The organism is Vagococcus xieshaowenii, from assembly GCF_004792515.1.
Taxonomy (GTDB): Bacteria; Bacillota; Bacilli; order Lactobacillales; family Vagococcaceae; genus Vagococcus_A; species Vagococcus_A xieshaowenii.
The window spans coordinates 1339814-1361896 of the sequence record NZ_CP038865.1; the positions used below are offsets into that span (position 1 = coordinate 1339814).

Here is a 22083-nt window from a genome sequence, read left to right on the forward strand (position 1 = left end):
TCAATAATCAGTTGTGATATAATGAACAGGGAGTGTGATAAATTAATCACACTCCCTTTAATTGTCTATAATTATTATGAAAAGAGGGATTCTTTGAAAAATTCAACCATGCGCCTTTATTGGCACTTTGCTAGTGTTATTTGTTTAACACTCTTTATGATACTTGGTTATATCGTGAAATTTTATGAATCGACTATTTTGAGAATTGATCAACCCATCATGAATTGGTTCGTTTCTATTCGCTCACATTCATTCACCAATTTCTTTAGTTGGCTGACTAAATTCGGTAATACACTTTCCGTTGTTTTTATCGTCTTAGCGATTGTGACACTGTTATGGCAAAGTAAACGAAAAGTGGAAGCCTATTGGTTAGTACTGAATACGGCGCTTATTTCTGGCGTTGGTAACTATCTTATTAAATTTTTATATAGCCGAGAACGTCCTAGTGTGGAGCATTTAATCTATGCTGACCACTATAGTTTTCCTAGTGGTCATGCGATGATTAGTATCCTTTTATGGGGGACTATTTTCTTAATTTTGTTACCTTACGCTAAAGGATCTTGGAAAATCAAAACATTACAAGCTTTTTGTATTATCTTTGCTCTCCTAATTGGGATAAGTCGTAATTACTTAGGGGTTCATTATCCAAGTGACATTATAGGTGGCTACTTACTTGGCGCCAGTTGGCTAGCGTATTCTTATCCTTATTTTGTGAAGTATCGTCTATTACAAGTATTTAACCAATAAAGAAAGAGTGAATAATATGACATTTCAATATTCTAATGATCCTAACAAACGATTTCACACCTTAAATTACGCTTTTCGCGAGGAGTTCGGTGAGAAAATTTTTAAAGTAACACTTGATGGTGGGTTTGATTGTCCCAACCGAGACGGGACAGTTGCGCATGGTGGTTGTACCTTTTGTAGTGTCTCTGGATCAGGTGATATGATCATTGCACCAAAAGACCCACTACCTGTTCAATATCAAAAAGAAGTCACACGCATGCATAAAAAATGGCCAGATGTTAATAAGTATATAGTTTATTTTCAAAACTTCACCAACACACATGCGCCACTTGAGGTGATTAAGCATCGTTTTGAACAAGTCGTCAATGAACAAGGAGTTGTTGGAATGGCGATTGGTACCCGTCCTGATTGTTTACCTGATGACGTGGTCGAATATTTAGCCGAACTAAACGATCGTATGTATTTGTGGGTCGAACTAGGCTTACAAACGACTTTTGAAGACACCAGTCGCAAAATTAACCGCGCTCACGACTATCAAACTTACTTAGACGGCGTTGCAAAATTACGCAAACATAACATTCGCGTCTGTACCCATCTGATTAATGGTTTGCCCGGTGAAACACACGAGATGATGCTAGAAAACGTCCGTCGCACGATTCTCGATTCTGATATTCAAGGCATCAAAATTCATCTCTTACACTTAATGAAAAACACCCGCATGATGCGTGACTATGCTAAAGGCGAGTTAAAACTAATGGAACAAGATGAATACGTCAAATTAGTTTGTGACCAACTAGAAATGATACCACCAGAAATCATCGTGCATCGTTTAACCGGTGATGCTCCGCGTGATACCTTAGTTGGACCGATGTGGAGCTTGAAGAAATGGGAAGTGTTAAACGCGATTGATAAAGAAATGCGTGAGCGTGATACTTATCAAGGAATTAAAAACATACGATTACAAGGAGCCGATACTTCATGTTAAAATCAGCTTTACACTATAGTCATGACCTATTAGCACAAGTCGTACAACCGGGAAACTGGGTGATTGATGCGACAGTCGGTAATGGACATGACACCTTATTTCTTGCTGAATTAGTTGGAAAAACTGGTCGCGTGATTGGTTTTGATGTGCAAAAAATTGCCATTCAACGCACAACAGAACGATTAGAAGACGCTAACTTATCTCAAAGATGTGCCTTACATACCAAAGGACATGAAACGATTGATGAATTAGTACCGTTTGAACAGCTTATCCATGCGGCTGTCTTTAACCTTGGCTATTTGCCAAACAGTGACAAAGAAGTTATTACTCAAGCCCAAACAACTCTCACAGCGCTTAAGGCTATTATGAAACGTTTAGCACCCGGCGGACGGATTGTCGTAGTCGTTTATTACGGTCATCCAGGTGGATTAGAGGAAAAAAATCATGTTCAACAATTTGCAGAAACACTTCCTCAATCAGACTATAATGTCCTACAATATGGCTTTATCAATCAAAAAAACAATCCTCCTTACCTACTCTGTATCGAAAAAAAACGCACAAAAAATGCGCGATAAAAAAGTCCATTCCCTTAAAAATAAAGGGGATGGACTTTTTATTAATCTTTGATCAATAAATTAATTAAAAAACCAACAACTAATAAACCAACTGAAACGACAAACACGATATGTAGCCCATCAAATAAAATTACTCGTAAATCATTCAATTGTTCTAAAGGCATTTTATCAGCTAATACGTGATTAGATACATCATCAATTTGAGCACGTGTATAACCGTGACCATTATTAGCAATCGACTCACTAATTTGACAGTTCAAGATAACCCCGTAGATTGAGATCATGATTGTTTGTCCTAATGTACGACATAAGGTATTAAACGATGTAGCAACACCTGTTAAATCGCTCGTAACGGTTGTCTGTGCATTTACTGTACAAACCGTAATAGTAATCCCCATCCCTAAACCAATCCAAGCTGAAATTAAACAAAAAACTAAATAGCTCGTATTTAAAGAAGCAAACGCCATCATGATAGCACCTGATAAAATAATCAACACGCCACTTCCTAAACTAACTTGCGTACTACGTTTAGCAAGTAATTTACCTGCTAAAAATGAGCCGATTACCCATGTAATTGATAAAGGTGTTAACGATAAGCCACCGACTGCTGCTTTAACGCCTAATAGTCCTTGCATCCACATTGGAATATACACATCAATTCCCATTAAAAAACCACTTATAAGTGCTGCTAATAAATTAATTAACACGAATTTTTTATTTTTTAATAAGAACATTGGAATTACTGGATCAACTGCTTTATTTTCTACTTGAATAAAAATAAACGCTAAAAGAACTGACAACGCAAAACAGACGATTGTCAGAATACCAACACCGCCATTATCGCTAATGGTTTGAAACCCGTAAAGAAAGGCTAGCAACAAGCTCATCAACACTAAACTACCTTTAATATCGACTGCTCCAGATACGCCTTTATGTTTTGGCTCAATTAAGAAAGTTTGTAATAATATCATTAATAAGATACCAATCGGTAAGTTAACAAAGAAAATCCAATGCCAACCAATCGTATCTACAATAAAACCACCTGCTAACGGTCCAACAACACTAGCAATTCCCCACGCCGCACTGTTTAACCCTAAAATTTTCGCTCGTTTTTCTGGTGCGTAGATGTCCGCAATAATAGTTAATGCAACCGGCATAATTGCACCTGCTCCAATTCCCTGAATCGCCCTAAAAATAATTAATTGCAACATGCTAGTTGAAAAGCCACATAGTAATGACCCTAGCATAAAAAAGAACAAACCAATTTGAAAAACTGGTTTACGCCCAATGGTATCTGTCAATTTCCCATAAATAGGGGTCATCATCGCGTTGGTTAATAAATAAATTGAAAATACCCAACTCATAATTTCCCCGCCTTTTAAAAGACTTGAAATCGTCGGCATGGCTGTTGATAAAATCGTTGCTTCAATCGCCGTCATAAAAGTGGCTATAAAAACCGTAAACGTCACGATTTTTACATTTGTTTTCTTTTGTTTCATGTGTATCTTTCACTCCTTTTCATTTTTAGACATGTGAAACTATAAGGTTATTACCCTTGGCTTTCTAGTAAAGCATTAATTATGACTTGTAATGAAGACACAATGTTAGTATCTCCTATTTTTAGTTAATTAAAAACATGAAGCGATCCTCTGGCGCAAATACATGTAGATGATCACACGTGTAGCCTCGTAACCAACAGACATTGTCAATTTTTCGCATATAAAAGCCCTTTGGAAAATCATCCGTATCTATAAGTATTTTCGAAGCAATCGTCACGGAATTAGTTGGTGCTTTACCTGTTGAAATAAGTCCTATACTATCTTCTAAATAATTGTAATCAAGGCTTAATAGAGCAGCTATTTCAACTTCGCATAAAGCAAATCCTTTTTTTATCCCTGAAATAAAGACTTCTAATAGTGTTCCTCCCTGGGATAATCCTAACTTGGCAACTGTTACTTCTACCAACCTAATTGTTTGCTCATGCCAGAATTTGAAGTCATCTAATTGTTCAAGTAATTGATGACCTAGTGGATTTAGAAATACTTGCTTCTCCTCTAGTGTAGCGATTAATTGCTTTTTATCCATTCCACCAATGGTCAATTGAATTATTTTCATTCTAATCTCCTTTTTTAGATAAAAAACTCCCAATGAAAAAGAGATTTTTTCATCAGGAGTTGGCTCTTAAATCCTTTATTTAGTTTCATTTAAGCTCTTTAATAAGCCTTCTACCTTATCTGTATGTTCCCAAGTTAAATCGATATCTGTACGACCAAAATGTCCATAAGCCGCTGTTTGACGGTAGATAGGACGTCTTAACTGTAACATATCAATAATACCTTGAGGACGTAAATCGAAGTTTTCTCGCACTGCTGCCACTAATTGCTCATCTGATACTGTTCCAGTACCAAAAGTATTCACTGCAATCGACACAGGTTGTGCAACCCCAATGGCATAAGCAAGTTGTACTTCACATCTTGTTGCTAATTTAGCCGCAACAATATTTTTGGCAATATAACGTGCCGCATAGCTTGCTGAACGGTCTACTTTTGTTGCATCTTTACCAGAGAAAGCTCCACCACCATGGCGTGCATAACCTCCGTAAGTATCAACAATGATTTTACGACCTGTTAAACCAGCATCCCCTTGAGGACCACCGATGACAAAACGACCTGATGGGTTAACAAAGTATTTTGTTTCTTCATCTAATAATTCTGCTGGAATGACCTCTTGAATGACTAATTTTAATAAATCCTCACGAATCTGCTCTTGTGTAACTTCTTCGTCATGTTGTGTACTAATAACAACTGTATCCACGCGTTTTGGTTGATCATTCTCATCATACTCAACCGTAACTTGTGACTTCGCATCTGGACGTAAGTAAGCTAATGTTTTAGCTTTTCTTAATTCAGCTAATCGTTTTACTAAACGATGACTTAATGAGATAGGTAATGGCATTAATTCTGGTGTTTCATCACATGCATAACCAAACATTAACCCTTGGTCTCCCGCACCGATATCAGCGGTCTCTTCTTCACGTGATTCTAACGCATTGTCAACACCTGCCGCAATATCAGCTGATTGTTCATCAATCGCTACCATAACCGCACATGTATCACCATCGAATCCAAATTTTGCACGTGTGTAACCAATTTCTTTAATCGTTTCACGAACAACTTTTTGAATATCAACGTAACCTGATGTTGAAATTTCTCCAAACACTAACACTAAACCAGTTGTAACAGACGTCTCACACGCAACACGTGCATAAGGATCTTGTTCTAAAAGAGCATCTAAGATAGCATCACTAATTTGATCCGCAATTTTATCTGGATGTCCTTCCGATACAGATTCTGATGTAAATAATTTTTTTTCTAACATTTTCTCTATTCCCCCTAATTATTTTTCGGTTACAAGGAATCTTCAAACCTTCTGTTCAAAGCCTATCGGGAACTTGCAACGTTCCTAGTATAACAAAATATTTACGCAATTACTAATATTATTTAATCCTTGTTCCCTTGACGTTTTCAAAAAAGTTATATAACATTAAATCAGTCATAACAACATAGGAGAAAAACATTGAATCATAACTATCAAAAACCAAATTTTATTTTTATTGCCATTAATTCGTTTATTGAAACTATTACCTGTTTGCTACCAGGTTTAATTTTAGGACATTCACTCAAGTGGTATTCTAGTACGATTTTACTCTTAGCCCTTTATATATGGTTATCAAACTTTTTCATTAATCTACTTCGTGTCGCCTTTAAAAATCGAACGGAGCTAACTAATCAACTACTAGCTATTAAACTTGCGCTAGCAACGCTATTAATTTTCTTGTTATTTTTTAAACTTGGTTTCAACTTTACTATCATCATTATTCTATATGAAATCTATCAATTATTAGTAAACTTAAACTTTAAAAAATTCTTAGTGCATCCCCAATATACTCTTATGATGTCACTATTCAATGGGATTATTTTCAATACAATTATCCTAGCTCTAGCAACTAACAAATTCGAACTATCATACTTAGCCACATTTATTTTCGCCTATCTTATCGCAATGTCTAGCATAACAACCCGACAATTATATGATTACAACGGCTCATGGAATAAGAGTAAAACAATTTTGTTAAAACTTGTAAGTTTCTTTGCAACTATTGGCTTTTTATTTTGGCAAAACCACTTACACCAAGTGAGTGATTGGTTATTTTATTCACTATCTATCGGTTTAGTATTGATCCTTTTCTGTTTGAAATTAATCACTAATCCTAAAAAAAGAGAATTAACCCTTCATTTTACTTCTATTATTTTATTAGTCGTCTATTATTTGTTTAAATAAAAAACTTCACCTTTTTGAGGTGAAGTTTTTTTGTGCTATCAATGGCTGACTTTTTCTAAAATCAAAAAAGAACACCTCATAAGAGATGTTCTCATTACATTAATTATTTTAATGTGATTGAAGCGCCAACTTCTTCTAATGAAGCTTTTAAAGCTTCTGCTTCTTCTTTAGAAACGCCTTCTTTTAATGGAGCAGGAGCGCCATCAACTAAAGCTTTAGCTTCTTTTAATCCTAAACCAGTAGCTTCGCGTACTGCTTTGATTACTTTAACTTTTTGGTCACCAGCTGAAGTTAATTCAACAGTGAATTCTGTTTGCTCAGCAGCTCCGCCTTCAGCAGCTCCACCAGCTACAGCTACAGGAGCAGCTGCAGATACACCAAATTCTTCTTCAATAGCTGATACTAATTCGCTTAATTCTAAAATGCTTGATTCTTTTAAATCAGCAATAATTTGTTCAATGTTTAATGCCATTTTATATTCCTCCGTATGTGTTTGTTTTTGTTATAAATTTAAGCTAAGCAGCAATAATTAAGCTGCTTCTTCTTCTTTTGCTTCTGCCACAGCTTTGATTGCGTATGCAACGTTGCGGACAGGTGCTTGAAGTACTGAAAGTAACATAGAAAGTAAACCTTCGCGGTTTGGTAATTTAGCAAGAGCAGTGATTTCTTCAACAGAAGCCACGTTGCCTTCGATAATACCACCTTTAATTTCTAATGCTTCAGCTTCTTTAGCAAAATCAGCGATGATTTTTGCTGGAGCAACTACGTCTTCGTTACTGAAAGCAACAGCAGTAGGACCAGTAAATACTTCTTCTAATCCTTCTAAACCAGCTTGTTCAGCAGCACGACGTAAGATAGAATTTTTGATAACTTTCATTTCAACGCCGTTTTCACGTAATTGTTTACGTAAGTTAGTAGCTTGTTCAACTGTTAAACCACGGTAGTCAACAACAACAACTGATGCTGCTTCGTTGATTTTTGCAGTCATTTCATCTACTAAAAGTGCTTTTTTCTCGATAATAGCTTGACTCATTAATACATTCACCTCCGTATTTTTTGATGGTGGAATTTTTTCAATAAAAAAACTCCATGCCACCGTTGACATAGAGGGACTATTGATTAAACTCAATGTTGTCCTCGGTAGGAAATTAAGGCTAAGCCACCTACTGTCTTCGGTACGTAATAATTATTTAATTAATTACCTAAACAACTTTATCATGTAAAGTTGTTTAGGTCAAGTATTATTTTAGAAATTAAACAGTTTGTGGATCAACTTTTACAGCTGGACCAAAAGTAGTTGTTACAACAAAGTTTTTGATGTAAATACCTTTTGCAGCAGCTGGTTTAGCTTTTAAGATCACATCGTGAACTGTTTTTAAGTTCTCGATTAATTTAGCATCATCAAATGATACTTTACCAATTGGTACATGGATGTTTCCTTGAGGGTCAACACGGTAAGTTACTTTACCAGCTTTAACTTCCTCAATAGCTTTCGTTACATCCATAGTAACTGTACCAGTTTTAGGGTTAGGCATTAAACCTTTAGGTCCTAATACGCGTCCTAATTTACCAACTTCAGCCATCATGTCTGGAGTTGCTACTACTACGTCAAAGTCAAACCATCCACCTTGGATTTTTTGAACCATGTCAGCATCTCCAACATAGTCAGCTCCTGCTGCTTCAGCTTCTTTAGCTTTTTCACCTTTAGCGAATACTAAAACTGATTGTGTTTTACCAGTACCGTTTGGTAAAACAACAGCACCACGGATTTGTTGATCAGCTTTCTTAGGATCTACATTTAAACGGTATGCAACTTCTACAGTTGCGTCAAATTTAGCGTAACCTGCTTCTTTTGCTAAAGCGATAGCTTCTTCTAAATTATAATTTTTTGTGTTGTCTACTTTTTTCAAAGCATCTTGCATTTTTTTGCTCTTTTTAGCCATTTTGTTTCCTCCTTGAATGTGGTTATAACGGTTGATCCTCCCACTAAATTTATATTTTTCAATATAAACTGACTGAGAAGCTACTACATTGACAATCTACACAACTGAAAATTATTCAGCGATAGTGATTCCCATGCTTCGTGCAGTACCTTCAACCATGCGCATTGCTGCTTCAACTGAAGCTGCGTTTAGGTCTTCCATTTTTAACTCAGCAATTTCTTGAACTTGTGCTTTAGTTACTTGTGCAACTTTAGTTTTGTTTGGTTCGCCTGAACCTTTTTCGATGTTAGCAGCTTTCTTTAATAATACTGCTGCTGGTGGTGTTTTAGTAACAAATGTAAATGAACGGTCTTCATATACAGAAATTACTACAGGGATAATTAATCCAATTTGCTCTTGTGTACGAGCGTTGAATTCTTTAGTGAATCCCATGATATTTACACCTGCTTGACCTAATGCTGGTCCTACCGGCGGTGCTGGAGTTGCTTTACCAGCTGGAATTTGTAACTTAACGATTTTTTCTACTTTTTTTGCCACGTGACATACCTCCTTAAGTCCGTGATGTGGTTAGTTGGAGCTAAGATTTCTCCTCCCACGTTTCTTTCCCTTACGAAAAAGAGTGTGTTCTTACACACCTATCTATTATACAATGAATTAAAAAAAAAGCAACATTCAATAACATTTTTTTATGAAATCACCCTAATCAAACAGAATATGATAAACTAAAACAAAGGAGCTGATGACCTAATGAAAAATAAATCACCGAAAAGCGTCTTTGACATTATCTCTACAGGCGCAAAGATTCCCACCCTTTTAGATGTTCGATTAGCTATTAATACTGGAAAATGGCTAAATTCAATCATAAATGGACTACCCGACGGCATCGATATTTACTCTAATCAAACCCAACAACGATTACCTGATTTTGCTTTAGTAGCAGGGATATTATTACTTGATGAAACAAATCCTACTATTAAAGATGCATTTAAATTAGCTTACGAAAAAAAAATAGACGTTGGCTTTATTAATCAATTATCTGTAGAAAATAGGGCTGATTATTCCATTATTCGTCTCATTAAGGATAAACAAACTTATCTCATTAATTATCAATTACACGAAAATAGTGTAACGATTCATACGATTAACGAGTCAGTCATGAATGTCGTTATTACCGCATAAAAAAAGATGATTCAACGTAGCTTAAATGCTTACATTGAATCATCTTTTTATTTTTTATAAATTATCTACTTGATTAAAGTCTAGCTCTGTTGATGTTTCACGTCCAAACATGTTAATGTTTACTTTAAGTTTTTGACGTTCCATATCAATTTCAGTAATTTCACCTGTTAAGTTAGCAAATGCACCATCAATAATTGTTACGACTTCACCTAATTCAACGTGTAATTCAGTATGACGTTTGCTCATACCTAATTTTTTAAGAATGGCTGTGATTTCTTCATCTAATAGTGGCGCTGGTTTACTTCCTGCACCATGAGAACCTACAAATCCTGTTACGCCTGGTGTATTACGTACCACGTACCATGAATCATCTGTCATTACCATTTCAACTAATACGTAACCTGGGAAAGTTTTTTCCATATTAATCTTTTCTTTACCATTTTTAACTTCGTGTTCTTCTTGTTCAGGAACCACTACACGGAAAATATAATCTTCCATTCCCATAGTTTGCGCACGTGACTCAATATTGGCTTTTACTTTGTTTTCATAACCTGAATAGGTATGCAACACGTACCATTGTTTTTCAAATGTTTCCATTTTCAAGATTCCTTCTTTCGTGTAAAATAAAAAAACCTCAGATAGACCGAAGTTTTCCTCAAACAAAGTATAGCATTGAATTAAGATAAACGCTAGTCTTTTATGATTGACTGGTTACTTTATTTAGCGAATAATTGAACCGCTGTATTTAAGACAAAGTCAACGACACCAAAGAAAATTGCAAATAATAACGTCATTTGAATAACTGTTGCAACATCTTTTCTTAACTTTTTGCCAGTTGGCCATGTGACAGCTTTTAGTTCTGCTAATGTGTCTTTAAAAAATTTCATATCAGCTCTACCTCCAACTACTTAGTTTCTTTGTGTAGCGTGTGTTTTTTACAATATTTACAGAATTTTTTAACTTCTAAACGTTCTGAGCGATTGCTATCGTTTACTGTTTTAGAGTAATTACGAGAGCCGCAATCTACGCATGCCAGGGATGTTTTTCTTGTTGCCATATTTATACACCTTTTCCATTTAGTCTCTTACCTAAGATAACACTATTTTTTTGAACTGTCAATTACTACCAAACCTTGATATTACTATCATTGTCATTGTAGTCACTCTTGTTATTTGATAGAATAGACTTAGAACAGGATTGGAGGAAAAATAATGCTAATTAAACAAGTCTGTATTCCAAAAAAAGATTTAACAACTGTTAATGAAAATTGTACACTTGAAGATGCTTTAAAAATTTTAGAAGATTCAGGTTACCGTTGTGTTCCTATATTAGATGAGGGTGACAAAATTTTCCGTGGAAACATTTATAAAATGCATATCTATCGTCATAAATCAGAAGGCGGCGACATGAGCCTACCTGTTACCCACTTACTTAAAAATGCAACAAAATTCATCAACATTGATGCTTCTTTCTTTAAAATCTTCTTTACTATTAAAGAATTACCCTATATTGCTGTCTTAGATAATAACCAACAATTCTATGGTATCTTAACACATAGTAAATTATTAAATATTTTAGCTCAATCATGGAATGTTAATGAAGGTCGCTATGTATTGACCGTTGCCTCTACTGGTAACCGCGGAGATCTAGCAAGTATCTCTAAAATCATCTCTAAACATACAAGTATCACAAGTTGTATTACGTTAGATGTTGGACAAGATGAATTTATTCGTCGTATGTTATTTACTCTACCCGTTGATACCACAGAAGAAACACTGGAAACAGTCATTCAACATTTAGAGAAAAAGAACTTTGGTGTTATCGAAGTCGAAGATTTACAAAAAGAACGCTCAAATAACTAAAAAAATTCACCTAGGAGATCATCTCTTAGGTGAATTTTTTATTAAACGCAAGTTTTCGACCTTATTTTGCTTCAAATCCTTCAGTCACAGCTTCTGGAAAGTTTGCTTCAACAATGGTTGCACAACGATCACATAAGGTTGGTAAACTTTCGTGACTACCCACATCATGTTTTACCGCACGACAACGATCACATGTTTCACCTTCAGCTTTTTCTACAACAATTGATAAGCCTTCAAATGTCATAGCGCCTTCTGGTACTTCCGTTGCAACTGGCATTACTTCTAATTGAGAAACAATTAAAATTTGAGCCAAATCTGCATTTAGGCTAGTAAACAAGGCATTTGTTACCTCATCAGGATATAACACTAATTTAGCCTCGAATGATTTACCAATTAACTTAGAATTACGAGCTTCTTCTAATGCTTTTAATACATCATCACGAACGCTCATAAATGCATCCCATTCTTCGATTAAAGCTGCTTCATCTTCAAAATGTGTCACTTCTGGGAATTCAGCTAATTGTACATAGTCTTCTTCTTCTTTCAAGAATGACCAAATTTCTTCACTTGTATGAGGTAAAATTGGTGTCAATAATTTAGTTAAAGCAACGACAACATCGTAGAACACAGTTTGCATGCAACGACGATTGAAATCATCTTTTCCTTCAATGTACACAACATCTTTAGCAAAATCTAAATAGAATGATGATAATTCAGTTGTACAGAAATTTACGACTGTCTTGTAGACCGTTGAGAATGAATACTCTTCGTATCCTTTGGTCTTAATTGTTTCAATCACTTGATTCAAACGAACCATCATATATTTATCAACTGAACGTAATTCACGGTACTCAACACGATCTGTTGTTGGATCAAAATCTTCTGTATTGGCAATTAAGAAACGCATAGTGTTACGGATTTTACGGTAAACTTCTGAAATTTGACTTAAAATATCCATTGATACACGTACATCAGCTTCATAGTCAACACTTGACACCCATAATCGTAAAATATCAGCACCCATTTGGTTGATAACTTTTTCAGGGATAATCACGTTACCTAAAGATTTACTCATCTTACGGCCTTCACCATCTAATACAAAGCCTTGAGAAAGAACTGATTTGTATGGCGCTACTTCGTTAATTGCCACACTTGTTGTAATACTTGAGTTGAACCAACCACGATATTGGTCAGAACCTTCTAAATACATATCAGCTGGGAACGTTAAGTCTTCACGCCCACGTAAAACTGCTTCATGTGAAGAACCTGAATCAAACCATACATCCATGATGTCATTTTCTTTTGTAAATTGGCCATTAGGACTACCTTCGTGAGTAAAGCCTTCTGGTAATAACTCATTGGCTTCTTTTTCATACCAAATTTTTGATCCATGTTCAGCAAATAAATTTGCTACGTGTTCAATAGTCTCTGGCGTAATAATTGGTTCACCGTTTTCAGCATAGAAAACAGGTAGCGGTACACCCCAGGCACGTTGACGAGAAATTACCCAGTCTCCACGATCACGAATCATATTGTAAAGACGTGTTTTACCCCAAGGAATAATCCACTCTACTTTTTCTACTTCTGATAAAATATTGTCTCTAAATTTATCGATTGAAGCAAACCATTGTGGCGTCGCACGGTAAATAACAGGTTTTTTCGTTCTCCAGTCATGTGGATAGCTATGGCTAAAGAAGTCTAATTTCAATAAGGCGCCTTTTTCTTCCAATAATTCCGTAATCATTGGGTTTGCTTTATCATAGAAAATCCCTTCAAAACCAGGTGCTTCATTAGTATAAACCCCACGCCCATCAACAGGTGATAAGACATCTAAGTTATAACGACGTGCAACAAAGTAATCATCTTCCCCATGTCCTGGTGCTGTATGAACTAAACCAGTCCCTGCTTCAAGTGTCACGTGGTCACCAACCATCACTAATGACTCACGCTCATAGAAAGGATGTTGTGCTGTCATGTATTCTAAATCAGAACCTTTTAATTCTTGAACGACTTCATAATTTTCCCAACCAATTTTTTCAGCAACAGTTGTTAATAATTCTTTGGCCACCACATATTTATTACCTTCAACATTTACAACCACGTAGTCAAAATCAGCATTAGCTGAAATCCCTAAGTTTGCTGGTAATGTCCAAGGTGTTGTTGTCCAAATAACAAACGACGTGTCAGTATCTAATAAGCCTTTACCATCTTTTACTTTAAATACAACAAAAATAGATGGTGACTTAACGTCTTTATATTCAATTTCTGCCTCAGCTAGTGAAGATTCACTAGATGGTGACCAGTAAATTGGTTTTAAGCCTTTATAGATATAACCTTTTTCAGCCATTTTTCCGAATACACGGATTTGCGCAGCTTCATAGTCAGCTGTTAAAGTAATATAAGGATTATCCCAATCACCTGAAACACCTAAACGCTTAAAGTCATTACGTTGTTTATCAACTTGTGATAACGCATATTCACGACATTTTTCTAAATACTCTGCTCGTGACATTTTTTTACGATCTACGCCTTTATTCGTTAATACTTGTTCTATTGGCAACCCATGTGTATCCCAACCTGGCACATAAGGTGCACGGAATCCTGACATTGATTTAGAACGAACAATAATATCTTTACTAATTTTATTTAATGAATGACCTAAATGGATATTTCCATTAGCATACGGAGGCCCATCGTGTAACACAAAGGTTGGTTTACCTTCATTTAATTGTTGTCTCTTTTCATAAATGTTTTGCTCTTCCCACTCTTGTTGCCATTGACCTTCACGGTTTGGTAGATTAGCACGCATTGGAAAAGCTGTTTTTCCAAGCTGAAGTGTTTCTTTCATTTTCATCAGTTCTTCTCTCCTTCTCAACATAAAAAACACTCCACCCCTATAAAGGGACGAAGTGCTCGTGTTACCACCCAAATTCCAACTTTAGTCTCCATCAATTAATGCTAAAGTTGCTCTTGTCATTCTTAACGCGAATGAATCGACAAGTACTAATAAATAAATGTTCATACCTGTACCTACATGAAGGATCTTTCTTATACCAGAGATTACTAACCTTTCACTGTCGTTAGTTCGCTAAAAATATAGCATAAGCTTTTCTATTTCATGACTCCCGATTATCATAACATAATCAGATACTATTTTAAATATATTAGTTATTTTCTTTTTCTTCAACTTCCTGAGTTAATTCGCTCAAATCAATTGCTTGAGTATGTCCTTCTTCTACTAGATAATCATCTGCTTCAGACGCTTCAGTATCATCTGAGTCGGTATGATTAGTTGCTAATTTTTTGTCTAGTAAATCTTTAAAACTACTGTGACGATCATCAACAAATGAAGAGAATGGACGTAAAATTTCATCCCACTCTGGACTTTTAACGATTTCTAATTGAGATTCAATCGTTAATGCTAGATTACGATGGAATTCACGTGTTTTCTTCTTCAAATCATCTGTTTCAACAGCTAATTGCGTTGCTTGCTTTTGAGCATTGCTAATAATTTCATTAGCTAAACTATTGGCCTCAGAAACTGTTTTTTCCGCTTTTATATTAGCTTCGTTCATGATTTGTTTAGCTTCTGCTTCAGCACCGGTCACTAACATGTTTGATTCTTTTGTAGCTGTATCTTTCAATTTATCTGCAGTATTTTGTGCCACAATAATTGATTGATTCAACGTGTCTTTTAACTCACTGAAATACGTTAATTTTTCTTCTGCATATTTTAAAGATTTTTCTAGTTCTTTTACCTTACGTAAAGATTCTTCATAATCTTCAATAATTTGATCTAAGAAGTCATCTACTTCTTCAGGAGAATAACCTTTAAATTTTGTTGAAAAACTTTTGTTTTTAATATCTAATGGACTTAACGCTGCCATAATATTCACCTCTTATTATTTATCATTGAAACGTTTATTCTAATTCTATCTTTTTTAGTTCTACCTTCAATAGCATCAATTCTTATTCGCCCAAAACCTCTGACAGATATCATATCGAAAGCTTCTACCAGTGTATCTACTCTTTCGCATAGCATCCAGTTGACTTTTATTTTACCAGATTCAACCAGTGATTTAGATCGTTGCCTAGAAATATTAAATACTTCTGAAATAACTGCGTCTAATCTTTGAGAGCTCACTGTATGATTAGATGTTTCCCATTCATTGATTGGTATAATAATTGCATCTCGCGCAATTTCTAGCCTGATAGCAACCTTGCCTACTTTATCAAATTGGCCATTAACAAAGCTTGCCATCTTTTCATCTAGATGTATTTGCCAACTATCACCATCGGTTGTGATATCACCAAACAGTTCTCGCTTAATACCAAGACTCATTAAAGTCCCTAATATTTGACTATGTTTCAACTGAGTAAATTTTTTAGGATACTCAATATTAAACGTTAAAACTTCATAATCACCAATTTCAGGTTCGTAATAGTCTGGATAAATAAGAGCTTTTACTCTCTCAGCACCTTCGTATCCACCAAAACTACTAATTTTCAATCCTTGACTCTGATTTCTAACAATTGATTCTAAAATATAGAACTGTCTAGGATCTAAAAAACCTGTTAAAAAAGGGGCGTATTCACGTTCAACTTTAGCAGCCCAATTCTCAACCATATCAATAAAAGGATGCTCATCTTTGCGAAAATGTTGATAAACATTTTTTTCCATCGACAACCATCCTCCTCTTATTGTTTTTATTAATAGCCTAATAAAATTCTTAACAATACTCTTTCAATTATTTGTAAGACAAAAATTGCCACTACAATATTAAAACTTACCCCTCCAAAAGATAAATTAAATCGATCAAAAAATCTTAAGTAGGGATCACAAAGTTTGGTCAAAAATTGTCCAAACTTGCTTTGGTATCCACCTGGAAACCAAGAAATCAATGCATATAAGACTAAACAGGTTGTATAAATACTAACCAAATTTCTAAGTACGCTAATCAAAAATAACACCGTATTACCAACTTTCCCATTCTTAAACTAAATGACTTTTTAGTAAGCTATCCGCAGTGTCACTGTCAACTTCTAAATGACTTGGTGTGCAAATAAACATTTCACTATCTAATCTTTGAATATCTCCATCCAAGGCAAATACAGCCCCTGTCAAGAAATCAACAATTCTTCTTGCCTGCGATTCTTCAACCAAATTAAATTTGACAATAACAATTTCATTTCTAAAAAATGCATTTGCAATGTTTTGTACCTCAGCATACGTTCTTGGTTCAAATATTGTAACTTTTTTAACCAAATCATTACTAACATTTGTTGTTGTTTTCTTGTTTGCTGTATGTCTAGGTGTTTTTGTGTTAACTGTATTTGCAGCATTTTCTATACTCAAAATATTATTCTCTCTAACTGGATCAATACTAGGTGGTGTAATAGTTGCCACTTTATTACCGACAATTTTTTCTTTCTTTAATAATCTTTCAGAATTGTTTTTTGTCGTTGTTTTGTTAGGGACAGGTTTAGATACTTCTTTTTGACTTTGAAATACTTTTTTCTCTATAGGTTGCTTAGTCGTTTGAAGTGGGGGTGCCACTTCAGCATGGTTAGATGATTCGTTTTCTAAATCTAAAGCAAAATCTAGTCCAAAAAATTTCTTTATATTTTCACCAGCTGATGCAAATTTCATCCCAAACACCTACTTTTCATCTTTATTAATCAAACAATTGACTCCCCACTCTGATAAATGTTGCTCCTTGACTAATCGCCAAAGGATAATCTTTACTCATCCCCATACTAAGTTCGGTACAGGGTGCATGTTTCATAGTTAAATTAGCAATTTCCTGTTGCTTTAACGCTAATTTACCAAAGTATTCTTTTATTTTTTCAGGTTCTTCACCGTTAGGAGCCATTGTCATCAAACCAACCACATTGATTGCAGAAAATTGAGCTAAATCTCTAATAAACGGCTCAACTTCATCTAAGCTAATCCCCTGCTTACTTATTTCACCAGATACATTCACTTGTACAAAACAATTTATCGTCTTAGTAGCTCTTTTCTGAATCTCTTGGGCAGTTTTTATTCTATCTAGTGCATGAAAATAATCAATTCTATTAATGACATCTTTGACTTTTCTTGTTTGTAACGTACCAATCAGGTGCCAAGTGAACGTGTGATAATCTTCTAATGCTTCTTGTTTTTCAATTAACTTTTCAGATCTATTTTCAGCAAAATGACTTAAACCTAATTGAATTGCCTCTTTCACAACATCACTTGACACAGTCTTGGTAACTGCAATTAACGTTACCTCTTGATGTCTTGATGATTGAATAGACGCTTGACTTATTGATTCTTTTACTAAATTCAAATTCTTTTCAAGACTCATTTTTTCTACTTCTTATTTTCTTCTTCTAAAGAATGGAGGTGTACTCAATTCATCATCATCAGTTGCATTATCTGCTTCTGTTCTGAATGTTTCCATTTCTTTCTTTTCAATTGTATCAAATTGAGAATCACTCATCACATTACGTTGGATAGGCTCTTTGCGAATATCCCACTCGCCAAAAGCTGACTCTTCTTCAACAGGTTCTACTTTTACACGTTCAAACTCTTGTGTAGAACGCGGTGTAGTTGTTGTTGTATTTGTTAGAGGACGTGCTGTTCTAGATTTAGAACGACCTTTGTTTTCTTTTTTTGATGGGTCAATACCAGTTGCGATGACTGTAACAACAATTTCATCAGCTAAATCTTCATTAATAGAAGTACCTAGGATAATATTAACATCACCATCAGCAGCAGCTGTCACGATATCAGAAGCATCTTGTGCTTCAAATAGTGTCATGTCTAAACCACCCGTAATATTTAATAAGACTTGTTCAGCACCATCAATTGATGTTTCTAATAGTGGTGATGAAATAGCTTGTTTAGTCGCTTGAATAACACGATCTTCACCACTTGCTGAACCAATACCCATCAAAGCAGTTCCTTGATTTTGCATAACAGTCTTAACGTCAGCAAAGTCTAAGTTAACATAACCAGGTGCTGTAATTAAATCAGAAATTCCTTGTACCCCTTGACGTAACACATTATCTGCTTCTTTAAATGCTTCTAAAATAGGTGTTTTCTTGTCTACAACTTCTAATAAACGATTATTAGAAATGATTAATAATGTATCAACATTTTCTTTTAATTCAGAAATTCCTTCTGCTGCATAACGGCCACGTTTTGGTCCTTCAAAACTAAATGGACGCGTAACAACACCAACTGTTAAAGCACCAAGATTTTTAGCAATACGAGCTACTTGAGGTGCTGCACCTGTTCCTGTTCCACCACCCATACCAGCGGTAATAAAGATCATATCAGCTCCTTCTAAAGAAGCTGCAATTTGTTCTTCGCTTTCTTCAGCTGCTTTACGACCAACTTCTGGTTGTGAACCCGCACCAAGACCACGAGTATATTTAGGTCCTAATTGAATTAATGTTTCGGCATGGCTATCTCTTAAAGCCTGAACATCAGTGTTCGCTACGATAAATTCAACGCCTTTAACGCCTTCTTCGATCATGCGATTAACAGCGTTTCCGCCACCACCACCAACTCCAATAACTTTGATAATAGCTCCGTCTTCCATGTGGTTATCAAATGTAAATTCCATTTCGCTATTTCCTCCCGTTTGAATTAATCAAATATATTTGAGAATAATCCTTTAACTTTTTCTGTAATTTTTTTGACTGATTTATCGTCTTCTTCAGTTACATCTTCAAATACTTCTTCTTTTTCAATTGTTGGTTCAAATTGTGTCGTTGGTTGTACATATCTTTCTTCAACCTGTGGTCTAGCCATTGTACGTTTAGGTCCCTCAACTGCATCTTTAGAAATTTGGTAAATGTCACTTAATTGAGCAACATATTCTACGATACTGATTGCATTAGTAAATGCAGGATTACGTAATCCCATATAATTTGGAACATGTAGCTTTACATTTACGCCATAAATTTCTTGAGCAAGTTCTACTACACCTGGAATACTTGCATTACCACCAGCTAAGATAATGCCACCTGGCAAATCTAAACAGTCAATATCTTCGAGTACTTCTTTAGACTTAGTGAATATTTGTTCCATACGTGCTTCAATTATTTCTGATAAATAACGTTCATCCACTTTAATTGGTTGTTCTTGACCAACCACTTCAACTGGGAACTCTTCGCTTGGATTAGTTCGCTCAGGATACGCGTCACCATAATTAATTTTTAATGCCTCTGCGTTAGTAATTGATGTATTCAATACAACAGAGATATCTTTACTTACGTATTCTCCACCTTCTTGCTCAACGTGAGTGAATTTCAATTGTCCTTCATGAATTACAGCAGTTGTCGTTTGACCACCACCTAGATCTATAACAATTGTTCCAAATTCTTTTTCACCATTTGAAAGAATCGCTTCACATAACGCAAGTGGAGAAATAACTAATTCTTCTAATTGTAAACCTGCTTTTTCAATACACTTACGGATATTATGAACAATGGTTTTTGGTCCAGTATAGACGATACCGCTCATGTCTAATCTCACACCAATCATACCACGTGGATCTTTTATACCATCAAAACCATCTACTTTATATTCTCTTGGAATAAGTGTAACGATTTGACGTTCTGGTGGAATAGAACGAATAATTGCTGCTTTTGCCACATTACGGACATCTTCATCAGTAATTTCTTTAGAATCAGTACTTACCGCAATCATTCCTTCACATTTTTCCACTTCTAATAAATTAGCTGGTAGTCCCACGCTAACTTGTCTAATTTGGATACCTGATTTTTCTTCTGCTTGCTTAATTGCTCTTTTAATTGATGTTACGGTTTTATCAATGTCAACAATAATTCCTTTGCTTAATCCTTCAGACTTCGCATTTCCGACACCAATAATATTAACCTGTCCCTCGATGTACTCAGCGACTACAACTTTAATGGATGTAGTACCAATATCTAGGCCAACATAAATTCCTGTGTTTGCCATAACGGGGTCTCCCTCCTACATTTTATCTAGTAATTGATGATGAGTATTTTTAGCTTATTTAATAATTTTTTCTAGAACCTACTCTTATTAATTTTACCATAATATATGAATATTAGAAAATAAGATTATGTAAATAATTAATTATTATTTTGTAATTCATCAATTAATTCATCATTATCTTCAGAATCCGCCATATTTGTTTGTTCAACCGTGGTTTCATCTTCTTTGGTTTCTTTATTGCTTTCTTTTTTATCTACGACTCCAAGTCCTGCTAATTTTTCACTAGCTTCCTTTGAGGTATAGGAATAACTAAAAATCCCTGCTTCCATATCAATCACACCAGGTTCCGTCATTTCTTTAGAAATTTCAGGATAGTAAACAATCTTATCGCCTAAGTCTTTTATTGAACCAATCACTTGATTACCGTCTTTCATCCTCAGTACGATACGACTTCTAACTTTTCCTGAAGGATTTAACACAACTTCATCTAAGTTATTTTTTATCTTGTCTTCCATGTTTAGATAAATTGTTAACATTCGTTCTAATTGTTTATCATTTGAAAAATTAGTAAACACTGTAAAAGATTTATTTTGAGAAGTAACTGCTTTATCCAAAATTTTCCCACTCTCAAGAATAGGATAAAACTTTCCTTCAAATTTTGCATAAGCAAGCTCATTATATTCTGTTACATTTAATTTAATATTATTGACATTGTAAATACTTTTCTCAACAGATTTAATTCTTGGTAAAGCTTTTTTGATATTATCGATGATTGGTTCATTTAAATAAGCATTCCAGAAAAACTCATTCTTTTTTAGCCCCGTCGCAGAAGCAATTTCTTGTTTAGTGACCGAACTATTCCCCACAATTTCTAATGTTTGTACCTTACTATAAGGGGAAACATAGTATGCTGTTAATAGTAAAACTAGCAAAAACATGCTTAAAATCAGCGACAATCTTTTTAACATTCTACGACGTCTTTCTTGTCTAATCTTAGGCAGTTTATCTGCAAATGTTTCTTTTTTTAGCATTTCTGATTCATAAGCTATATCGGATTCGTCGGCAACTGTTTCCTTAAGAATTTTTTTTAAGTCTAAGACATTATCTTTGGATTCAACAGAAGATAATGTCTCTTCTGTTGAATCCTTGTCTATTGAAATATCCCCTGTGTTGTTTGGATCTTGAGCTTCACTTTTTTCTGAGTTAGTGGTGCTATTCATCTTTTGTTCTTGCTTCATTTCTATCAGTTCTTCAAGGCTTTTCTTATCAAAACTTAACGGTTTAGGTTTGGATTCTTCTTCAGGTTTATCCATCCACTTTGGTTCCTCACCATTTTCTTGTAAATACTTCAAGTTCTCTTTTTGCCACGGTGTAAGATTTTCAAAAAACTCTTTTTCTACTTTTTTCACATCGTTTGAATCATTTAATGTATCAACATTCCCTATCGTCTTTTTCTCTGATTTATCTGTCATTTATC

General features: G+C 34.9%; 25 protein-coding genes, 1 riboswitch and 1 other annotated feature. Of the genes, 6 read left to right on the plus strand and 19 right to left on the minus strand.

Annotated features, from left to right (window positions below; translation table 11 throughout):
• Positions 1–93 precede the first annotated feature (93 nt).
• The 3 genes from E4Z98_RS06415 to mnmM are packed head-to-tail and all read left to right on the plus strand — an operon-like array spanning position 94 to position 2307.
• On the plus strand, positions 94–747 hold the full coding sequence (locus tag E4Z98_RS06415) for a phosphatase PAP2 family protein (protein ID WP_167790869.1): 654 nt from the start codon (positions 94–96) through the stop codon (positions 745–747).
• A gap of 16 nt (positions 748–763) precedes the next feature.
• Positions 764–1732, plus strand: coding sequence for a tRNA modification radical SAM protein MnmL/YtqA (gene mnmL, locus E4Z98_RS06420; protein WP_135253436.1), 969 nt, complete (start codon positions 764–766; stop codon positions 1730–1732).
• Positions 1726–2307 carry a tRNA 5-(aminomethyl)-2-thiouridylate-methyltransferase MnmM gene (gene mnmM / locus E4Z98_RS06425; RefSeq protein ID WP_135253437.1) on the plus strand — a complete coding sequence of 194 codons (582 nt, stop codon included), beginning with the start codon at positions 1726–1728 and terminating at the stop codon, positions 2305–2307. Before mnmL ends, mnmM begins: the two co-directional genes overlap by 7 nt.
• A gap of 41 nt (positions 2308–2348) precedes the next feature.
• Here the strand turns inward: mnmM and E4Z98_RS06430 are convergent, their stop codons facing one another.
• The 3 genes from E4Z98_RS06430 to metK form a co-directional block, all read right to left on the minus strand.
• Positions 2349–3806 carry an MDR family MFS transporter gene (locus E4Z98_RS06430; protein WP_135253438.1) on the minus strand — a complete coding sequence of 486 codons (1458 nt, stop codon included), beginning with the start codon at positions 3804–3806 and terminating at the stop codon, positions 2349–2351.
• A 121-nt stretch (positions 3807–3927) separates the two neighbouring features.
• Positions 3928–4422 carry a helicase gene (locus E4Z98_RS06435; protein ID WP_135253439.1) on the minus strand — a complete coding sequence of 165 codons (495 nt, stop codon included), beginning with the start codon at positions 4420–4422 and terminating at the stop codon, positions 3928–3930.
• A gap of 75 nt (positions 4423–4497) precedes the next feature.
• Complete coding sequence (gene metK / locus E4Z98_RS06440; RefSeq protein ID WP_135253440.1) at positions 4498–5685, minus strand: methionine adenosyltransferase; 1188 nt, start codon at positions 5683–5685, stop codon at positions 4498–4500.
• Positions 5683–5769, minus strand: a riboswitch (SMK box riboswitch). It overlaps the preceding gene by 3 nt.
• A 114-nt stretch (positions 5770–5883) precedes the next feature.
• Between metK and E4Z98_RS06445 the strand changes: the two genes are divergently transcribed.
• Positions 5884–6648 (plus strand): hypothetical protein, encoded by a 765-nt coding sequence (locus E4Z98_RS06445; protein ID WP_135253441.1) that lies wholly within the window; start codon positions 5884–5886, stop codon positions 6646–6648.
• A gap of 103 nt (positions 6649–6751) precedes the next feature.
• Here E4Z98_RS06445 and rplL read toward each other — a convergent pair whose 3' ends face one another.
• From rplL to rplK, 4 genes are all read right to left on the minus strand, one after another.
• Positions 6752–7120 carry a 50S ribosomal protein L7/L12 gene (rplL, locus tag E4Z98_RS06450; RefSeq protein WP_135253442.1) on the minus strand — a complete coding sequence of 123 codons (369 nt, stop codon included), beginning with the start codon at positions 7118–7120 and terminating at the stop codon, positions 6752–6754.
• A gap of 57 nt (positions 7121–7177) precedes the next feature.
• Entirely contained in the window at positions 7178–7681 is a 504-nt protein-coding gene (gene rplJ / locus E4Z98_RS06455) for a 50S ribosomal protein L10 (protein WP_135253443.1), read from the minus strand.
• A 36-nt stretch (positions 7682–7717) separates the two neighbouring features.
• Positions 7718–7842: a sequence feature (ribosomal protein L10 leader region), on the minus strand.
• 59 nt (positions 7843–7901) lie between these two features.
• A complete protein-coding gene (gene rplA / locus E4Z98_RS06460) occupies positions 7902–8591 on the minus strand; it encodes a 50S ribosomal protein L1 (protein WP_135253444.1) in 690 nt (229 codons plus the stop codon).
• A gap of 111 nt (positions 8592–8702) precedes the next feature.
• On the minus strand, positions 8703–9128 hold the full coding sequence (gene rplK / locus E4Z98_RS06465; protein ID WP_135253445.1) for a 50S ribosomal protein L11: 426 nt from the start codon (positions 9126–9128) through the stop codon (positions 8703–8705).
• Between the two features lie 210 nt (positions 9129–9338).
• Here rplK and E4Z98_RS06470 point away from each other — a divergent pair, with 210 nt between their 5' ends.
• Positions 9339–9770, plus strand: coding sequence for a hypothetical protein (locus E4Z98_RS06470; protein WP_135253446.1), 432 nt, complete (start codon positions 9339–9341; stop codon positions 9768–9770).
• Between the two features lie 54 nt (positions 9771–9824).
• On the opposite strand, the gene nusG is transcribed toward E4Z98_RS06470, so the two are convergent.
• The 3 genes from nusG to rpmG form a co-directional block, all read right to left on the minus strand.
• Positions 9825–10367, minus strand: a complete 543-nt coding sequence (gene nusG, locus E4Z98_RS06475; protein WP_135253447.1) for a transcription termination/antitermination protein NusG — start codon at positions 10365–10367, stop codon at positions 9825–9827.
• A 119-nt stretch (positions 10368–10486) separates the two neighbouring features.
• Positions 10487–10657: a preprotein translocase subunit SecE gene (gene secE / locus E4Z98_RS06480; RefSeq protein WP_135253448.1), complete on the minus strand. Its 171-nt coding sequence runs from the start codon at positions 10655–10657 to the stop codon at positions 10487–10489.
• Positions 10658–10674: 17 nt separating this feature from the next.
• Positions 10675–10827 carry a 50S ribosomal protein L33 gene (rpmG, locus tag E4Z98_RS06485; protein WP_135253449.1) on the minus strand — a complete coding sequence of 51 codons (153 nt, stop codon included), beginning with the start codon at positions 10825–10827 and terminating at the stop codon, positions 10675–10677.
• 154 nt (positions 10828–10981) lie between these two features.
• On the opposite strand from rpmG, the gene cbpA reads away from it, so the two are divergent.
• On the plus strand, positions 10982–11632 hold the full coding sequence (gene cbpA / locus E4Z98_RS06490) for a cyclic di-AMP binding protein CbpA (protein WP_135253450.1): 651 nt from the start codon (positions 10982–10984) through the stop codon (positions 11630–11632).
• Between the two features lie 61 nt (positions 11633–11693).
• Here the strand turns inward: cbpA and ileS are convergent, their stop codons facing one another.
• The 9 genes from ileS to E4Z98_RS06535 all read right to left on the minus strand — a co-directional run bounded on the left by ileS (position 11694) and on the right by E4Z98_RS06535 (position 22078).
• Positions 11694–14486, minus strand: coding sequence for an isoleucine--tRNA ligase (ileS, locus tag E4Z98_RS06495; protein WP_135253451.1), 2793 nt, complete (start codon positions 14484–14486; stop codon positions 11694–11696).
• Positions 14487–14796: 310 nt separating this feature from the next.
• Positions 14797–15519 carry a DivIVA domain-containing protein gene (locus E4Z98_RS06500; RefSeq protein WP_135253452.1) on the minus strand — a complete coding sequence of 241 codons (723 nt, stop codon included), beginning with the start codon at positions 15517–15519 and terminating at the stop codon, positions 14797–14799.
• 5 nt (positions 15520–15524) lie between these two features.
• The gene (locus tag E4Z98_RS06505) at positions 15525–16313 is read right to left on the minus strand and encodes a YlmH family RNA-binding protein (protein WP_135253467.1); all 789 of its coding nucleotides are present in this window, start codon (positions 16311–16313) and stop codon (positions 15525–15527) included.
• A gap of 29 nt (positions 16314–16342) precedes the next feature.
• Positions 16343–16603, minus strand: coding sequence for a YggT family protein (locus E4Z98_RS06510; protein WP_342353553.1), 261 nt, complete (start codon positions 16601–16603; stop codon positions 16343–16345).
• Positions 16604–16625: 22 nt separating this feature from the next.
• Positions 16626–17282 (minus strand): cell division protein SepF, encoded by a 657-nt coding sequence (locus tag E4Z98_RS06515; protein WP_135253453.1) that lies wholly within the window; start codon positions 17280–17282, stop codon positions 16626–16628.
• Between the two features lie 25 nt (positions 17283–17307).
• On the minus strand, positions 17308–17979 hold the full coding sequence (locus E4Z98_RS06520; RefSeq protein WP_135253454.1) for a YggS family pyridoxal phosphate-dependent enzyme: 672 nt from the start codon (positions 17977–17979) through the stop codon (positions 17308–17310).
• 12 nt (positions 17980–17991) lie between these two features.
• Positions 17992–19245: a cell division protein FtsZ gene (gene ftsZ, locus E4Z98_RS06525; RefSeq protein WP_135253455.1), complete on the minus strand. Its 1254-nt coding sequence runs from the start codon at positions 19243–19245 to the stop codon at positions 17992–17994.
• 23 nt (positions 19246–19268) lie between these two features.
• On the minus strand, positions 19269–20606 hold the full coding sequence (gene ftsA / locus E4Z98_RS06530; RefSeq protein WP_135253456.1) for a cell division protein FtsA: 1338 nt from the start codon (positions 20604–20606) through the stop codon (positions 19269–19271).
• Between the two features lie 137 nt (positions 20607–20743).
• On the minus strand, positions 20744–22078 hold the full coding sequence (locus E4Z98_RS06535) for a cell division protein FtsQ/DivIB (protein WP_135253457.1): 1335 nt from the start codon (positions 22076–22078) through the stop codon (positions 20744–20746).
• Positions 22079–22083: the final 5 nt, after the last annotated feature.

Excerpts from the sequence above, each read along its gene's own strand:
- mnmL (WP_135253436.1), top strand. The coding sequence starts at position 764 with ATGACATTTCAATATTCTAATGATCCTAACAAACGATTTCACACCTTA.
- mnmM (WP_135253437.1), top strand. The coding sequence starts at position 1,726 with ATGTTAAAATCAGCTTTACACTATAGTCATGACCTATTAGCACAAGTC.
- E4Z98_RS06430 (WP_135253438.1), bottom strand. The coding sequence starts at position 3,806 with ATGAAACAAAAGAAAACAAATGTAAAAATCGTGACGTTTACGGTTTTT.
- E4Z98_RS06435 (WP_135253439.1), bottom strand. The coding sequence starts at position 4,422 with ATGAAAATAATTCAATTGACCATTGGTGGAATGGATAAAAAGCAATTA.
- metK (WP_135253440.1), bottom strand. The coding sequence starts at position 5,685 with ATGTTAGAAAAAAAATTATTTACATCAGAATCTGTATCGGAAGGACAT.
- rplL (WP_135253442.1), bottom strand. The coding sequence starts at position 7,120 with ATGGCATTAAACATTGAACAAATTATTGCTGATTTAAAAGAATCAAGC.
- rplJ (WP_135253443.1), bottom strand. The coding sequence starts at position 7,681 with ATGAGTCAAGCTATTATCGAGAAAAAAGCACTTTTAGTAGATGAAATG.
- rplA (WP_135253444.1), bottom strand. The coding sequence starts at position 8,591 with ATGGCTAAAAAGAGCAAAAAAATGCAAGATGCTTTGAAAAAAGTAGAC.
- E4Z98_RS06470 (WP_135253446.1), top strand. The coding sequence starts at position 9,339 with ATGAAAAATAAATCACCGAAAAGCGTCTTTGACATTATCTCTACAGGC.
- nusG (WP_135253447.1), bottom strand. The coding sequence starts at position 10,367 with ATGGAAACATTTGAAAAACAATGGTACGTGTTGCATACCTATTCAGGT.
- secE (WP_135253448.1), bottom strand. The coding sequence starts at position 10,657 with ATGAAATTTTTTAAAGACACATTAGCAGAACTAAAAGCTGTCACATGG.
- rpmG (WP_135253449.1), bottom strand. The coding sequence starts at position 10,827 with ATGGCAACAAGAAAAACATCCCTGGCATGCGTAGATTGCGGCTCTCGT.
- cbpA (WP_135253450.1), top strand. The coding sequence starts at position 10,982 with ATGCTAATTAAACAAGTCTGTATTCCAAAAAAAGATTTAACAACTGTT.
- ileS (WP_135253451.1), bottom strand. The coding sequence starts at position 14,486 with ATGAAAATGAAAGAAACACTTCAGCTTGGAAAAACAGCTTTTCCAATG.
- E4Z98_RS06500 (WP_135253452.1), bottom strand. The coding sequence starts at position 15,519 with ATGGCAGCGTTAAGTCCATTAGATATTAAAAACAAAAGTTTTTCAACA.
- E4Z98_RS06505 (WP_135253467.1), bottom strand. The coding sequence starts at position 16,313 with ATGGAAAAAAATGTTTATCAACATTTTCGCAAAGATGAGCATCCTTTT.
- E4Z98_RS06515 (WP_135253453.1), bottom strand. The coding sequence starts at position 17,282 with ATGAAATTTGCATCAGCTGGTGAAAATATAAAGAAATTTTTTGGACTA.
- E4Z98_RS06520 (WP_135253454.1), bottom strand. The coding sequence starts at position 17,979 with ATGAGTCTTGAAAAGAATTTGAATTTAGTAAAAGAATCAATAAGTCAA.
- ftsZ (WP_135253455.1), bottom strand. The coding sequence starts at position 19,245 with ATGGAATTTACATTTGATAACCACATGGAAGACGGAGCTATTATCAAA.
- ftsA (WP_135253456.1), bottom strand. The coding sequence starts at position 20,606 with ATGGCAAACACAGGAATTTATGTTGGCCTAGATATTGGTACTACATCC.
- E4Z98_RS06535 (WP_135253457.1), bottom strand. The coding sequence starts at position 22,078 with ATGACAGATAAATCAGAGAAAAAGACGATAGGGAATGTTGATACATTA.